General features: G+C 35.4%; 11 protein-coding genes. 10 read left to right on the top strand and 1 reads right to left on the bottom strand.

The genetic code is table 11. The features are described 5' to 3' along the window. Positions 1 to 201: 201 nt before the first annotated feature. The 10 genes from BLS98_RS11205 (at position 202) to BLS98_RS11250 (ending at position 14,841) form a co-directional block, all read left to right on the top strand. Positions 202 to 3,687 (top strand): glycosyltransferase family 117 protein, encoded by a 3,486-nt coding sequence (locus BLS98_RS11205; protein ID WP_089736495.1) that lies wholly within the window; start codon positions 202 to 204, stop codon positions 3,685 to 3,687. Positions 3,688 to 3,777: 90 nt separating this feature from the next. Continuing rightward, positions 3,778 to 5,265: a hypothetical protein gene (locus BLS98_RS11210; protein ID WP_089736498.1), complete on the top strand. Its 1,488-nt coding sequence runs from the start codon at positions 3,778 to 3,780 to the stop codon at positions 5,263 to 5,265. 77 nt (positions 5,266 to 5,342) lie between these two features. Continuing rightward, the gene (locus tag BLS98_RS11215) at positions 5,343 to 5,870 is read left to right on the top strand and encodes a DUF1697 domain-containing protein (protein ID WP_089736500.1); all 528 of its coding nucleotides are present in this window, start codon (positions 5,343 to 5,345) and stop codon (positions 5,868 to 5,870) included. Positions 5,871 to 6,692: 822 nt separating this feature from the next. Then, complete coding sequence (gene kdsA, locus BLS98_RS11220; RefSeq protein ID WP_089736502.1) at positions 6,693 to 7,502, top strand: 3-deoxy-8-phosphooctulonate synthase; 810 nt, start codon at positions 6,693 to 6,695, stop codon at positions 7,500 to 7,502. Positions 7,503 to 7,545: 43 nt separating this feature from the next. Next, positions 7,546 to 9,786 (top strand): TonB-dependent receptor plug domain-containing protein, encoded by a 2,241-nt coding sequence (locus tag BLS98_RS11225; protein ID WP_089736505.1) that lies wholly within the window; start codon positions 7,546 to 7,548, stop codon positions 9,784 to 9,786. A 155-nt stretch (positions 9,787 to 9,941) separates the two neighbouring features. Continuing rightward, positions 9,942 to 10,322 (top strand): HYC_CC_PP family protein, encoded by a 381-nt coding sequence (locus tag BLS98_RS11230; RefSeq protein WP_228425171.1) that lies wholly within the window; start codon positions 9,942 to 9,944, stop codon positions 10,320 to 10,322. 116 nt (positions 10,323 to 10,438) lie between these two features. Then, a complete protein-coding gene (locus tag BLS98_RS11235) occupies positions 10,439 to 10,912 on the top strand; it encodes a DUF3347 domain-containing protein (protein ID WP_089736507.1) in 474 nt (157 codons plus the stop codon). Between the two features lie 89 nt (positions 10,913 to 11,001). Next, entirely contained in the window at positions 11,002 to 13,704 is a 2,703-nt protein-coding gene (locus BLS98_RS11240; protein WP_167356209.1) for a multicopper oxidase domain-containing protein, read from the top strand. Positions 13,705 to 13,742: 38 nt separating this feature from the next. Continuing rightward, the gene (locus BLS98_RS11245) at positions 13,743 to 14,375 is read left to right on the top strand and encodes a DUF3347 domain-containing protein (RefSeq protein ID WP_089736509.1); all 633 of its coding nucleotides are present in this window, start codon (positions 13,743 to 13,745) and stop codon (positions 14,373 to 14,375) included. Positions 14,376 to 14,379: 4 nt separating this feature from the next. Next, positions 14,380 to 14,841 carry a heme-binding domain-containing protein gene (locus tag BLS98_RS11250; protein ID WP_089736511.1) on the top strand — a complete coding sequence of 154 codons (462 nt, stop codon included), beginning with the start codon at positions 14,380 to 14,382 and terminating at the stop codon, positions 14,839 to 14,841. A gap of 82 nt (positions 14,842 to 14,923) precedes the next feature. Here the strand turns inward: BLS98_RS11250 and BLS98_RS11255 are convergent, their stop codons facing one another. Continuing rightward, on the bottom strand, positions 14,924 to 16,957 hold the full coding sequence (locus tag BLS98_RS11255) for an alpha/beta hydrolase family protein (protein ID WP_089736513.1): 2,034 nt from the start codon (positions 16,955 to 16,957) through the stop codon (positions 14,924 to 14,926). Positions 16,958 to 17,030: the final 73 nt, after the last annotated feature.

Raw genomic sequence — 17,030 nt, forward strand, 5'->3', positions numbered from 1 at the left:
ATCTGACTGCAAAAATACAAAAAAATAAATAATTACTAAACTTTTGTTTGATTTCTAGGGCATAGTTTAATAAAAAAATATTTTCCTGTTTACAGTTTCAGCACGAGTTTAATCGCAAATTTTGCGCCAAATTTTTAAATTTTGTTAAAAACAATATAAAATAATATAAAAGCCTTATTTTCGCATAATTGATTTAATACTATGAAAAATTGGACTTTTAGGCAATGGAACACCGTTTTAGGATGGGTGATTTTCGTCATTGCGTTTTTCACGTACTTGTCCACAATAGAACCCAATTTCAGTTTTTGGGATTGTGGAGAGTACATTTCTTCTGCAGTAAAACTTGAAGTAACGCACGCTCCCGGAGCTGCTTTATTCCAGATAGTGGGTGCCGTGGCAGCCATTTTTGCATTAGGGAAAGGCGAGAATTACTCCATCGTAATCAACGCGATGTCTGCATTGTTCAGCGCGCTGACTATTTTATTTTTGTTTTGGACAATCACTCATTTTGTGAGAAGATTGCTTAACAAAGATTTTGAAGAAATTACAAAACATCAGGAAATCTCTATTTTATTTGCCGGAGCGGTAGGAGCATTGTGCTTCACCTTCTCAGATACATTCTGGTTCTCAGCAGTAGAAGGAGAGGTTTACTCAATGGCTTCTATGTTTATCGCGCTTTTGGTCTGGTTGATTACGAAATGGGAAAATGAGTATCAGGCAGCGGACAGTGAGAGGTGGATTATCCTTATTTTCTTCGTTTTAGGACTTTCTGTTGGGGTACACATGATGTGTATGCTGGCAACTCCTATGGTATGTCTTGTATATTATGCAAGAAACTATAAGTTTACCTGGAAAAACTTTATCTGGGCTAACCTTATTACGTTGTTAATTCTAAGTTTGGTCTTCAAAATTATCTTCCCGTTAATTATGACGATGTTCGGAAGACTGGAGATTTTCTTTGTAAACGGTCTTGGACTTCCTTTCCACTCAGGAACAATTGTAGCCTTTATTTTGATGGTGGCAATCAGTTATTTCTTAATCAAATATGCCAGAAAAACAAAAAAGAATCTGTATCAGACGATTGCTTTATCGGCAGTATATATGATTATCGGGTTCTCTTGCTGGATGGTAATTCCAATCAGAGCGAATGCAAATCCACCAATGAACCTTAACGATCCGGATACGGCAATTGGGATGTTGGATTATTATAACAGAGAACAATATGGTGACTGGCCAACGATCTACGGACAAAATTATACGGCTTTCCTTGACGCAAATGGGATTGAAAAGAATGAAGACGGAAGTTTTAAGACAAAGAAAACCGGAGAAATTTATGAAAAAGATGAGAAAACGAATAGCTACAGAAAGACGGGTGACCGATTCAATTATGTATTCAATAAATCTCAGGTAAGCTTAATGCCAAGAATGTTTAATGAGGATAAGGACGTAATGTCTAATTATATTTCAATGTATGGAGCTCCTGATTTTACATTCAATTATGCGAATGAAGATGTGGCAGACAACCCTCAGGCTAAGCAAATTTTTGATGAACTGAGAGCTAAATATGATGATAAATCTATTACAGCTGCAGACTATTTAAAGGTAAAACCTTATAACCTTATTAATGTTCAGAAGCCTTCGTTACTTCAGAATATGGATTATTTTATTTCTTTCCAGAATGGATACTACTTTGTAAGATATCTGTTATGGAACTATGTAGGAAGACAGAATGACCTTGAAGGAAACATGGAAAGCACAAAAGGAAACTGGATTTCCGGAATCCCTTTTATTGATAATGTAAACGTAGGAAATCAGGATAAAATGCCTGCTAAATTCAAGAATGAAAGTACAGTAGCATTTTTCTTCCTTCCATTACTTTTAGGATTAATCGGGTTCTTTTTCCAATTGAACAGAGACTTCGGTAGATTCTATGCTTTATTATCTTTATTCATTATTACAAGTGTTGGAATTGTATTCTATACAGGAGTAAAACCTTTTGAACCGAGAGAAAGAGATTATGCAATGGTAGGTTCATTCTATGCATTTGCAATCTGGATCGGATTGGGTGCAGGAGCTATTTTATGGTTTGTACAATCTAAGATCAAATCCAACGGTGCTAATATTGCGCTTGGAGTTGTATTGTTGGGAGTTCCTTTCATGATGGGATTCCAGAACTATAATGTTCATAACAGAAGCAACAGATATACAGCTTATGATTATGCATATTCAGTATTAAAATCATTACCGAAGAATGATATTTTATTCGTGTACGGTGATAACGATACGTATCCGGTTTGGGCAATCCAGGAAACGGAAAGATTCAGAGACGATGTAAAAGTGGTTAACTTTACATTGGCTTCAACACCTTGGAACCTTGACCAAGTGAAAAGAAGAACTTACAATGCAATGGGACTTCCAAGTGAATTAACTCACGATGATTACAGAGATGGAGTAAACGACCAGATCTATATGATGAAGAAGGAAGATTGGGAAGGCGTTTTCAATATGTTGAAAGAACAGGGAGTTCCGGATACAGAATTCAAAGATTTCAGAAAATACCTTACACAGGATTCTTTAACTCTGAAAGAGGCGATTAAGTTTATCAAATTCAAATCTCCTGAAAAAGATCAGTTATTGAAAATGTACTTCGGAGAAGAGAAATATGAAAAGTATAACATCCTTCCGGTAAACAAATTTATCCTTCCTGTAAATAAAGACAATGCTTTAAAAGCTGGAATTATCAATCAGGAAGATCTTTCGAAAGTAGCCAATCAGATTATGATTACTTACAAAGGAAATACCTTATATAAAAACAACCTGATCTTAATGGATTTATTGGCGAATTTCGATTGGAAGCGTCCAATTAACTTCTCTTCAGGAGGTATTTATGACAGTGAAAATATTTTCTACCTTAATGATTATCTTCAGTTTGACGGATTCAGCTACCGATTAATTCCAATCCAAACTTTACCATCAGCAGATGGAGATATGGGAAGAGTAGATGCTAACAATCTTTATAATGTGGTGAAAAACTTCAGATGGGGGAACTTTAAAGATCTAAGCGCTCACTTTGATGAAACAGCAACTTCAAACATTATCAGCTACAGAATGTCTGCAAGCAGAGCAGCTTCAGCATTGGCTTTAAAAGGACAGAAAGCAAAAGCATTAGAAATTCTGGATCTTGCAGCAAAAGAAATTCCTGCTGAAAAATACAATGATCCACGTTCATTAAGCTCAATTGTAACCGGATATATCATCGCAGGACAGGAGCAGAAAGGATTGCAGTTGGCAGAAGTACTTAAAAAAGGAATCTTTGATGAGTATGATTATTACTTAAGTCTTTCTAAAGCGGATCAAAGCTATGTGAGAAGACAGATGAGAACAAAACCAATGGAATATTCTCTTGTCGTAGCAGCAGTTACAGATGCTTATATGAAGATCGGACAAAAAGAAAAAGCATACGCTTATCTGGTAAAATCCATTGAACCGATTGATAAAAAATTCAATGCTTTTGTGAAAGAACTTCAGCAGATGGGCAAAGAAAAAGCAATGAAACAATCTGAAGATGTGCAAACGATCACACCATTCTACCAATATTTATTTGATGTAATGGAGCCTTTCGATTCAACTTATTCCAAGGAAAAAGAAAATCAGATTACTTCAGCGATTATCAAAGTAACACAATAAAACATTTTTAAAACGGAACTTCGGTTCCGTTTTTTTTGTTATTGGGAATCCTAAATTTTAAGATTATATTTGTGGAACTAAAAAAGCATAATGGCTGAAACACAGAATAGCAGGTTCCCAATCTATGCCGTAGTTGTTACGGTAGTTTTTAAACTTCTTTTTTTATTGACGCATTACATTCAGGAAGATGCTTTCATCACCTGGAGAGTGGCCCAGAATTTATTGGACTACGGAGTAATTGGTTTCAATGGAGATACTAAGATTTCTGCTTCTACCACTCATTTTTATGTTTTTGTGTCCTATATTTTCAACCTCATTTTTGGGAAAGAACATTTTATAGAACCTCTTTTGATTTTTAATTCTATTCTGTTTACAATAGGAACATTATTTTTATCACATCTGGTTCTTAAAAATCCCTGGCATAAGGCTATTTTCATCTTTTTAATCGGAATTCTGCCACCAGCTATTAAGATTTCAATCCTTGGAATGGAGTATGGAATTTTGTTTTTCCTTGAAATGTCTCTGTTATATTATGGATTCAACAAAGGAAAAAAATGGGTATTGACGCTTCTTCCGATCCTGATTATGTTTACAAGGATTGATACTGTTATCTTCCTTGGAGTAGTGTTTCTTGTTGACTTTTTCTGGAACAGAAAAATCAGATGGAATTATATTTTTGGTGGAATTGTAGGTGTTTTATCAACGGTTGCCTTCAACTGGTTCTACTTTGGAGAAGTAGTGAACAACACCATTACAGCAAAAAAATTACTTTACGAACAACAATTTACTTTTGGAGAACATCTTGATTATTTTCTGATTAGCTTTGGAAATTTCTGGGGAATGCTGAAGGTTCCGGGAGCTTTTAATCCTATTACGGTTATTGTTCTTATTTTTGAACTGCTTTGCTTTATTTACCTTATCAGACAAAAAGACAAGAGAAATTATTTCCTGTGGATGATCTTTATTTTCGGATGGGTGAAGCAGATTATTTTTATCTCTCAAAAAAGCTTATTCGATTGGTATTACTGGGTACCACAGCTTCTGCTTTTTGTTCCGGTTCTTATTTTTGTATTGGAGCAGAAGGAGAGAAGAAACGTATGGTTATCATTACTTGTTGTATTTTATATTGTTCCGATGCTGGCTTTCCAAACCATTCATTCTATTGCAACCGGAAATGGAGAATGGAATTATAGAAGAACTATTGGTACATTCCTGAACAAGTATGAGAAAGATAAAAATCAATGGATTTTATTGGAGCCTGCAGGTTACATACCTTATTTTTCAGGATTAAAAACCATTGATGAAGTTGGGTTGGTAGACAAACAGATTCAGGAAGAGATTAAAAAAGATAAAACAAATTATTGGATAAACACGGTTAAAAACAGAAAACCTAAATATCTGCTTTCATATCAGAATTTATATGAAGATAAAAATGCAGCATATTATCAAGCCCATTATAAATTATTGAAGGAATTCAGGGTAAAAGATCATTTGAAAAGTGATAATAAAATATTGGAAAAGATCTACAATCTGAAGCCTTCCGGAACAGACTATAATCTATATATCCGAGTTGATTAAATGATTTGGAAATCAAAAGATATAAGAGCATTAATTAAGAACCGAATATTTTCACTCTAAAACCTAATACCTAGCTTATGAAATATTGTGCTTTTCTCCGCGGTGTCAATGTAAAAGGAACCAATATGAAAATGGCAGATGTCTGTCAGGTTTTCAAGGGTGTCGGAATGAAAGAGGTAGTTTCTATATTGGCTTCCGGAAATATTGTGTTTTCTTCTGAAAGAAGTGCTGATGAATTAAAAGTAATTCTGGAAAAAGCAATGTCAGACCATTTTTCTTATGAAGCATTTCTGTTTATAAAATCTCATCAAGAAACAGAAACTTTCTGGAACAGCATTCCGTTTGAAAAGAATGAAGGCCTTCATATTTATGGTTTTGTTGGAATGTCGGGAGTGGAAAATGTTTTGATGGAAGAGTTTAAAAAAGCTGCTCAGGCTGAAAACGAAAAGGCGGAAATCGTTAATGATATATTTTATTGGCAGGTTCCCAAGGGAAATACATTAGATTCTAGCTTTGGAAAAGTTTTAGGCAAGAAAAGTTTGAAAGATCAAATGACCAGCAGAAATGTCAATACATTTGAAAAGATCTTGAAAAAGATGGAGTAGTATACCAAGGAATTTAAAAATAGATAGCAATAAATACATACAAATTCTGGATAAGGATAGTATAATTCAATAGGAACGGGCTTTAGCCCGTTTTCTTTTTTAATTACAATTCCATTGGCTTTAGCCAAAACCTAAAATATCTGTAAGCGGGTAGAGCGAAGCAATCTTATATGTTGGAAATCGCAAAGGCGCTAATTTTTTTGAATATCTTTTGTTTTTAAGGCGCAAGGATTTTATCTTCGATAAAATTGTAATCTGCATATTTTCTGACAGACTTATTAGATAGACGAACAATTTTTATTTATACAACACAAACTATACTAATATTCATACAGATACCCATAAGCATCTGTGTAAATCAGTGAAATCTGTGGGAAATAAAAAAATCTTACGTATTTAATTGATAGCTTATCTGTTTTTATTCTATAGGAATCTAGTCTTAGATTTTAAAATCCAGAGTTTAGATTCTTTCAGAAATCGCAGATTATCTCCTTTTAGTCGATGAATATTATTTCGACATAGTCAATGATAAATACAGTGTTGAAGGATATGAGAGAATTTTAGCATTGAATTACTGGCTGAAATTTTAATTAAAACTTAATCCAAAAAATACATCTGCTTACAATATTCGTATTACCTTTCTCTATCATCTATCATCTATCATCTATCATCTATCATCTATCATCTATCATCTATCATCTATCATCTATCATCTATCATCTATCATCCATTATCTCAAGCCCACCCCAAACTCTCTCCTCAAATAATTTCCAAGTCTGAAACTTTCTCAGTATTTTTACTGAACTTTTTAATTACAACAAAATGATTCAGTATTTAGATAATATTCAGCACAAAGATTCAAAGAACTTTTTCCTTATTGCAGGACCTTGTATTATTGAAGGGGAAGATATGGCATTGAGAATTGCTGAAAAAGTAATCAATATTACAGACAAGTATAATATTCCTTATATTTTTAAAGGAAGTTTCAAAAAGGCTAACAGAAGCCGTGTAGACTCTTTTACAACCATTGGAGAGGAAAAATCACTTGAAATTCTTAAGAAAGTAGGAGAGACATTCAACATTCCTACTACTACAGATATTCATGAAAATGAGCACGCTGCATTAGCTGCGCAATATGTGGATGTTCTTCAGATCCCTGCATTTTTGGTACGTCAGACAGACTTATTAGTTGCAGCTGCTAAAACAGGAAAATGTGTTTCCCTGAAAAAAGGACAGTTCCTTTCACCGGAATCTATGAAATTTGCTGTTCAGAAAATTACAGATTCCAACAACCAGAAAGTAGCAATTATTGAAAGAGGAAACTCTTTCGGATATACAGACCTGATTGTAGACTACAGAGGAATTCCTACGATGAGAGAATATGCGCCTGTAATTCTGGATGTTACACATTCATTACAACAGCCTAATCAAAGCTCTGGAGTAACAGGAGGAAGACCGGATCTTATTGAAACCGTTGCTAAAGCAGGAATTGCAGTAGGAGCAGACGGAATTTTCATTGAAACTCACCCAACACCAGAAACAGCATTATCTGATGGTGCCAACATGTTAAGACTGGATTTATTAGAAGACTTACTACAAAAATTGACAAGAATTAGAGAATCGATTTTGTAATTGTTAAAAAAACATTAATTTTAGAAATTCTAAAATATTTCTTTTGAAAAAACTAGTTTTACCGCTAAGCCTTATGGTCCCTATTCTGATTTTCTCCCAACAAAGAAAAAAGGATACGGCGACCACTAGAGTGACCGATATAGAGGAAGTTGTGTTCCAGAAAAAAACAACAGGAAGAACCAATGACCTTACCAATGTAAAAATTTCTGCAAAAGAAGCGAAAGCAGTAGCTTCTATCAGTGGTGGAATTGAAGGGTTGATTAAAACGTTACCTTCTGTAAACTCCAATACTGAGCTATCTTCCCAGTATATGGTTCGTGGTGGAAACTATGACGAAAACCTTATCTACATCAATGATATTGAGATCTACAGACCTTTCCTGATCAGAAATTCTCAGCAGGAAGGGATGAGTATCATTAACCCTGATATGGTTTCATCAGTAAACTTCTCAGCAGGAGGGTTTGAAGCCAAATATGGTGATAAAATGTCTTCTGCTTTAAATATTTATTACCGTGAGCCTGAAAAATTTGAGGTTTCTGGTGAGGCAAGTTTAATCGGAGGGAGATTAACCACCGGTCTGGCTTCGAAGAATAAGAAGTTTACAGCATTATTTTCAGGAAGATATAGAAATACCAATCTTGTTCTTAACACCTTAAAAGAAGATACAGACTTTAATCCTACCTATTGGGATTTTCAGTCTTATTTGAATTATCACGTTAACGATAAACTCTCCATGTCATTCATAGGATATTATTCCAAGAATGATTATGAGATGATTCCTAAGGGGAAAAGTGTAACTTTCGGAAGTCTTCAGCAGCCTATTACGGTAAATATAGGGTATGCTGGTAAGGAAAATGACCAATATAAAAATATGATGGGTACATTTTCCATGAACTATAAGCCGGCTGATAAATGGAAATTTACCTTGGATGCTTTTGCTTATCAGAACAGAGAAAGAGAATATTATACCATCCGTTCAGAATATGAATTACAGACATTTGATCCCATCACAAAAGATCCGGTTACCACGTTTGATTCAGGGGCTCAGACAGAACATGCCAGAAATGATCTGTTTGTAAGAACTTACGGAACTCAGTTCAGAGCAAAGTTTTCTCCCAATGTAAATACAGATTTTGAGGTTGGATTCAAATATGAAAAAGAAAATCTTAAAGATCTTACCAATGAATGGAAACTGGTAGACTCTTCTGGATACAGCCTTCCGAGACCAGAAGTGATTGATCCGAGATCAGGAACTACAACAGGGGATCTGAGAATGTTCTATTATATTGCAGGGAAAAATAATATTGAACCAACAAGATTATCCGCTTATGCTCAGTATTCCCAAAAATTCTACTGGGGCGCAAGTAAGGTGTTCTTAAATGCCGGAGTAAGAGTATCTAATTGGAGTTTTAATAAAGAAACAATAGTCTCACCAAGAGTTCAGTTTGCGATAAAACCAGATTGGGATTCCGATATGTTGTTCAAACTTTCCGGAGGGATCTATTATCAATCTCCATTCTATAAGGAAATTAAAGACCTGGACGGAAACTTCAACCCGAATATCAAATCACAAAGATCTATCCAGGCAATTCTTGCTAATGACTATGAATTCTATATGTATGACAGACCGTTTAAATTAACAACGGAACTTTATTACAAGAAAATGGATAACTTGATTCCGTATTATATGGATAATGTGAGAATTCGTTACTCAGGACAGAATAATGCTAAAGGATATGCCTATGGAATTGACACCAGATTATTCGGTGAATTTGTTCCGGGAGTAGATTCTTGGCTGTCTGCGAGTTATGCAAGAGTGTATGAAAATATTGATGGAAGAGGAGATATTCCAAGACCAACGGATCAGAGATTCAGGGTGGCGATGTTCTATCAGGATTACATGCCGCAATTCCCATCTATGAGGGTAAACCTTACCTTGGTGTATGCGATGGGATTACCAACAGGATCTCCTGTAATGTTTAATGATAATGGGCAGCCGGATTTCAATTCAGCGTACAGTTATCAGAAAACGTTGCCTGCTTACAAAAGAGTAGATATTGGATTAACGAAAGTATTTATTGATCCAAAGGATAAAAATAAAAAATCCGGTTTCTGGGGTAATTTCCAGGAATTATCTTTAGGAGTACAGGTTTTCAACGCATTTAATATTAATAATACAGTTGCCAACCAATGGATTACGGATTACAATACCAATTATATGTATCCTGTTCCAGTACGTCTTACAGGACGTTTCTTCAATGTGAAGTTAGAATTTAAATTGTAAAATCTGCTCAATCAGCATCGTCTGAGAGAGCGATAAAAAATAAAAAATCCTCTGAATTATTTTTCAGAGGATTTTTTTATTTTCCTGAATTTTATAACAACATTACAAAATTTTATAACAACGGTTACCTGAATATTTTTAACTTTGTCTCAACAATGAAAAAGATTCTTGCCATACTGTTTTCTATTTTCTACTTCGGATTTTCTTCCGGAGCAGCTTTTAGCATTCATTATTGTATGAAAGAATTTGTTTCTGTAAGTCAGAAAGTTGATGATATTTGTGGCAAATGTGGTGTCAGAGATAAAAAAGGATGCTGCAAAACAGAAGTTAAAGTCGTAAAAGTAGATTACTCTCAGAAGTCTGATCTGCTTAATGTTGATTTTTTAGCTCAGATTTCAGAAATTCCTGTGAAGCATCAATTTGCCTTTACAGATAGATCTTTCTCAGCCACAAAATTCACTCAAATTCAGATCAATGCCCCACCGGAGTATAAACCGGTACCCATCTATATCAATCATTGTAATTTTAGAATTTAGAATCCGTCAGTCGTTTTCGATGTTATCACAATATCGTTATCAATGACATGTCTTGACGCATTTCCTGTGCGTTACCCTTATTCTTTATTAAAAAATTAATTCTAAAATTTAAAACAATGAAAAAGTATATCATTACAGCAGCCTTATCTTTATTCTCAGTTATTTCGCTTTCAGCGCAGTCTAAAAAAGACGCTCAGGTTTCAAAGCTCTATCAGAATTATATTGCGATCAAATCAGCTTTAGCTTCTGACGATGCAGACCAAACTTCAAAAGCGGCTACAGAATTTATTAAAACGGCTTCTACTATCGATTATAAATTAGTTTCAGAAGGAAACCTTAATATTCTTAGAAAAGATGCTTCTGTCATTTCAGAAGCAAGAACCGTTGCAGCTCAGAGAGAGACTTTCTTCAATTTATCAGACAATATGATTAGTCTGACGAAGGAATTCAAACTTTCCGAAAAACCGGTTTATGTACAATATTGCCCAATGGCTGATGCAAGTTGGTTAAGTGATGAAAAACAAATCATGAATCCATACTACGGAAAATCTATGCTTTCATGTGGAAGTGTAAAGTCAGAAATTAAATAATTATTGTATTAATCTTTAAAACAATAAGTTGTGGGGTTTAATTTATTTTAAACTTTAAACTCTGCAACTTCTTAAAAGTTCGGAATATTATGAAAAAACTAATAATGTTTCTGGTTCTTTTGTTCTCTGTTTTTACGTTCGCACAAACCACAAAAACCTATTACACTTGTCCTATGCATGCAGAAGTAGTTTCTTCAAAACCTGGAGACTGCCCGAAGTGTAACATGACATTGGTAAAGAAGACGGTTCTATCAAAGCCAGTGGTAAAGCCTGCATCTAAAGTAGAGACGAAAACAAAACCGGTAGAAACAAAAATAAATAAAGCTAAGGTTGAATCAGCCAACCAACCACAGATTTCATCTCCATCAAAACCTAAGTCTCAAACTGCTTATACTTGCCCTATGCATCCTGAAGTAATTTCAGATAAGCCTGGAAAATGTCCTAAGTGTGGGATGGAGTTAGTGGAAAAAGAAGATCATCAACATGCTGTTGTTGAAAATCCAAAAGCAGAGCCCACTGTTTTAAAAAGAAATTCTGAGAACGGGAAACTTACTTTTGGTGGAAAAAAGGTTCGTTATGATCTGTATGTAAAAGATACTATTGTCAATTTCACAGGGAAAAACAGAAGAGCGCTTGCGATTAACGGTAAACTTCAGGCACCTACACTGTACTTTACAGAAGGAGATACCGCTGAAATTTATCTGCATAATATGCTGAAAGAGAACACAGGACTTCACTGGCATGGGGTGATTCTCCCTAACGAACATGATGGAGTTCCATATCTTACCACAAAACCTGTAAAACCGGGTGAAACACATTTATATAAGTTTAAAGTTTCTCAAAACGGAACCTATTGGTACCATTCCCATGAAGCACTACAGGAGCAGATAGGAATGAATGGAATTTTGGTCTTTAAAAAAAGAGAAGGTGAGCCAAAAACCGAATATAATGCAGAAATCCCTGTATTATTAGGAGATTGGAGTGATGATGATCCAATGCAGATTGCCCGTAGATTGCACATGGCCAATACAGACTGGTATGCTGTGAAAAAAAATGCAGTTCAGAGTTATTGGGAGGCCATCAAATCCGGGAACTTCGGGACAAAAGCCCTGAACGAATGGAAAAGAATGGAAGCTATGGATGTAAGTGATGTGTATTATGATAAATTCCTGATTAATGGCGCTCCTAGTTCTGATTACTCTAACCTGAAAGCAGGAGATAAAGTAAGATTAAGAGTCGCCAACGGAGGTTCATCCACTTATTTCTGGCTGAATTATGGCGGCGGAAAAATAAAAGTAGTAGGAAATGACGGAAATGATGTGGTTCCGGTAGAAGTAGACCGTTTGATTGTTGGAGTTTCGGAAACCTATGATATTGAAGTAACGATTCCTGAGAATAAAAGCTTTGAATTCCGTGCGACTTCGGAAGATAGAATTGGGCATGCCTCCCTGTGGCTGGGATCCGGCGATAAAGTAGAAGCACCAAATTTACCAAGACTGATGCTTTTTGAAGGGATGAAAATGATGAACGGAATGATGGAAATGAGTGGAAATATGAAGCCAATGACCATGACGATGGGAAATCAGATGATGGATATGAACGAGGTAATGTATCCTGAACTTTCGGAAAAGCAAAGAAAAACGACTGCAAAACACATCAATGAAATGATGGGTGTGAAAACAAAGGAAGATAAAAAGAGTGAAGATCATTCTCAGCATACAGGAATGGATATGGCTGAAGAAAAAACCATCAAAAGATTGTCTTACAATATTTTAAAATCTCCTGAAAAAACAATTCTTCCTACAGACAGTGTTCGTAACATGAAGTTTACGTTGGAAGGGAATATGAACCATTATCTGTGGACACTGGACAACAAAACGGTGACAGAAACAGATAAAATTCTGATTAAAAAAGGTGAGATTTTAAGAATCAAATTGTATAATAATTCCATGATGCGTCACCCGATGCACCTTCACGGACATGATTTCAGATTGATAAATTCAAAAGGAGAGTACTCACCATTGAAAAATGTGGTAGACATTATGCCGATGGAAACTGTTACCATTGAATTTGCAGCCAATCAGGATGGAGACTGGTTCTTCCATTGTCACATCCTATATCATATGATGGCAGGGATGGGAAGAATCTTCAGTTATGAAAATTCAAAACCGAATCCACAGCTTCCGAACAGAAAGCTGGCCTGGAAAAACTTCTTGAAAGATAATAAAATGGTAAGTTCTATGGCCATGCTGGATGTAGCAAGCAATAAAATTCATGCAGAAACCATGACGATGTTTGGACCAAGATGGGCTAACCTGAATGAGTTTCACACGAATTGGAACTTTGATCATTTTGACGGAAGCGTAAAAGTGGGAAGGTTTTTAGGGAAATTCCAATGGGCATTGCCTTATGCAGGATTCAGAGCTCAGAAAAACCATGAAATTATGGAAAGACAAATGGCAGAAGATATGGGAATGGATTTTCATGGAAAGAAAACCTGGTTTGGGCAGCAGAAAGCTTCAAAAAGCAGATATTCGTTCATGGTCGGGATGCAGTATGTATTACCCATGTTGATTACAGCAGATGCAAGCGTAGATCAGAACGGAAAAGTATTGCTGGAACTGAGCAGAGAAGATATTCCACTTTCCAGAAGATTGAGAGGTAATTTCAGTGTGAATTCCGATGGAGAGTTTTCCACAGGAATAAGATATATCGTTCAGAAATATTTATCCCTTTCCGGAAATTATGATAACGAAATGGGCTGGGGTGCCGGTATTACCCTAACGTATTAATTTTTAACCACATTATTTTATAAAATCAGTCAGAAACAATGAAAAATATAATAACCGTATTGTTTGTGGGAGCTACATTATATTCATGTACTAAACCCGAAAATAAAGCCTCTGAAAATAAAGTAGCAGAGCCTGAAATCAAAACAGTTGGCACAGCAGAGCCTGTTGTAACGCCAACTCAGGAAGTAAAAGAAAGTTCAGAGGAAAATAAAAAAGAAATTGTTCAGGAACTTTCAGCTTTTCCGATACAGCAAGTGATCAAAGGATATCTTCCTTTAAAAAATGCGTTGACTCAGGATGATTCTAAAAAAGCTTCTGATGCCGCTAAAAATCTGTTTTCTATATTAAAGAAAATAGATATTAGTAAGACCAATGTAAAAAGCAATTCTGAGTTGCGTGATATTTTGGAAAGTGCATCAGAAAATGCAGAACATATTGGTGAAAATACTGATGATATAGGACATCAGAGGGAACATTTACTGGCTCTGAGTAACGATATTACAGATTTGATTGAAGAAGTAGGAACCGGTGGTTTAAAATTATATCAGGATTTCTGCCCTATGTACAATAATGGAAAAGGAGGAACCTGGATTAGTGAGACCAAGGAAATTGTAAATCCTTATGAAGGATCAAAAATGCTTAACTGCGGATCTGTAAAAAAAGTATTGTAGACCCATGAGCCGTTCTATTAAAAATATATTTTTCGGCTTTGTCATTATTTTTTTAATAGTTCAGATGATTCAGCCTGTCCGTAATATTGATTATGGACAGGTACCTTCATCTGACATTTCAAAAGTGTATCAGGTCCCTGGAAATGTACAATCTATTTTGAGAACCTCATGCTACGATTGTCATAGTAATGGAACAAATTATCCTGTTTATGCATATATCCAACCATTAAGTTTTTTTCTTGAAAATCATATCAAAGAAGGTAAAAAAGAGTTGAATTTTAGTGAATGGGGATTGTACAGCCAAAGGAAACAAACTCATAAACTAGAGGCTATTGAGAATCAGATAAAGCAAAGAAAAATGCCACTTTCTTCCTATCTCTATCTTCATCATGATGCAAAGCTGTCTGATGATAAGATTAAAGAAGTAGTAGATTGGATAGAGTCCATTCATACAGAAGACAAATAGAAGAATAAAGGCAGGAAATCTATGGGTAAAAACAAAAAACCATCTCAGCAATGAGATGGTTTTGTATTGAACTTTATATCGTTTATTTTTTAGGTTTAGCGTCCTGAGCTTTTTCTGCTGGAGTATAAGTAACTTTTGTAATGTCAACCGTCATTTCTTTCAGACGTTTTGCTACGTTTTCAGGCATATCTTTCTGATATCTTCCACCAATAACTTCAGAAAGGAATTTCTCTGTCTCAGCATACATCGCCATGCTGTTCACAGGTTTTCTGAATCCATGTCCTTCATCATCAGCTAAAATATAATTTACTTTTTTACCTTTATCGCGAAGAGCGATAACAATCTGATCAGCTTCAGCCTGCTTTACTCTAGGATCATTAGCACCCTGAATAATCAGTAATGGCTTATTGATTTTATTGACACTGAACAACGGGCTGGCTTCACGCATCAGTTTCTTACCTTCTTCAGTTTTAGGATCACCTACCATACCGTAAAGAGAAGCTCGTGCAGATTCCCAGTAGGCAGGAACAGAATCCAATAGAGTGAAAAGGTTACTAGGCCCCACAATATCAACTCCTGCAGCATATACATCAGGGGTGAATGCTAATCCGGCCAGAGTAGCATAGCCACCATAACTGCCTCCCATAATAACTACTTTGTTTTTATCAGCAATTCCTTTATCAATCAGGTATTTTACACCCCATGTGATATCATCCTGCATCAATTTTCCCCATTGCAGATCGCCTGCGTTCTGGAACTTTTTCCCATATCCGCCACTTGCTCTGAAGTTAGGCTGCAATACAGCATATCCTCTGTTAGCAAGGAACTGTACATTTGAATTATAGCCCCAATAATCTCTAGGACCCTTTGGCCCTCCATGAACTAAAACCACTACAGGTACATTTTTACCTGAAGATCCTGCTGGTAATGTAAGATAAGCCGGAACTTCAAGTCCATCACTGCTTTTGTAGCGGATTGGAGTCATGGAAGCGAGGTATTTTTCAACTTTCTTCAGTTCCGGTCTTGGAGTATATTGGAAGATTAATTCTTTTGTTTTGGTATCGAAAAAATAAGACTCAGAAACATATTGGTCACTCCAAACTGAAATTAAAAATTTAGAATAATCTTTTGTAGAACTTGAAAAATTAATCTCTTTCCCTGGGAATTTACCCTGCAGGAATTTATAGTTAGCTTCCCAATTTTTATCTTTCCAGTAGTATTCAGTTTTATCACCCGTGTAAGAAGTGAAAATAATTTTTCTTGTATTTCTGTCTGCAGATAAGCCGCCAAAATCTACTTTTCCTTTAGGGTCATTTTCTATTTTGGTGATCTGTTTGGTTTTGGGATCCATCAAAAATAATGCAGATTGATCCAGATCTCCTTTATTGGTTACCAGATAAAACTTTGAATTATCTTCATTCCAGTTCGGAATATAAGCTTCTTCAGTAACTAACGTTTCATAGATAGGAGTTAGTTTATCACCATCTTTATACAAGAACTGGGTGGTTCCTTTATCGTCTGTTTTGTTTAAAATTCTAAGCTTTTCATCCCAATCGAAATCGTATCCTGTAATACGGTCTTTATTTTCGAAAACCTTTTTCAGTTCACCCGTAGAAATTTTTAATGAGTACAGGTCATGCCATGCTTTATCACGGTTATTTAATCCAACCATTATCAGATCAGGATCTTTTCTGCTAACCATATAGATTTGGGCTGCTACTTCATTAAGTGGTGTAAGGTTTCTCGATTCAGGAACTCCATTGGTGGCCTTAGCCATTGGGTCTACAGCAAAAATATTGATGTTTTCATCACCGTTTTTATCCTTTACATACAGGATGTATCTTCCATCTTCTGACCAGAAATACCCATTTAATGGTCGTTTGCTGTCAGTTAATGGGTGGGCTTTTTCAAAAGGGTCATCGAATTTTTTCACCCAAATATTCATGATTCCACCATATTCTTTCAGGAATGATATCCATTTTCCATCTGGGCTCAATTGCCCGCCGGTAATCTCAGGATTTCCGAAAAATAATTTTCTATCCAGTAATTGAGCTTCCTGTGCCTGAAAGTTTTGGAATCCTATCAGCAGGAGTAATACATAAAAGATTTTTTTCATATTTTTTTGATTTTGGTATTTGTTAATTTAGTCATTTATTTCCATAGAAAATGATAATTGATAATTCTTTTAG

The sequence above is a fragment of the Chryseobacterium jejuense genome (assembly GCF_900100075.1).
Lineage (GTDB): Bacteria > Bacteroidota > Bacteroidia > Flavobacteriales > Weeksellaceae > Chryseobacterium > Chryseobacterium jejuense.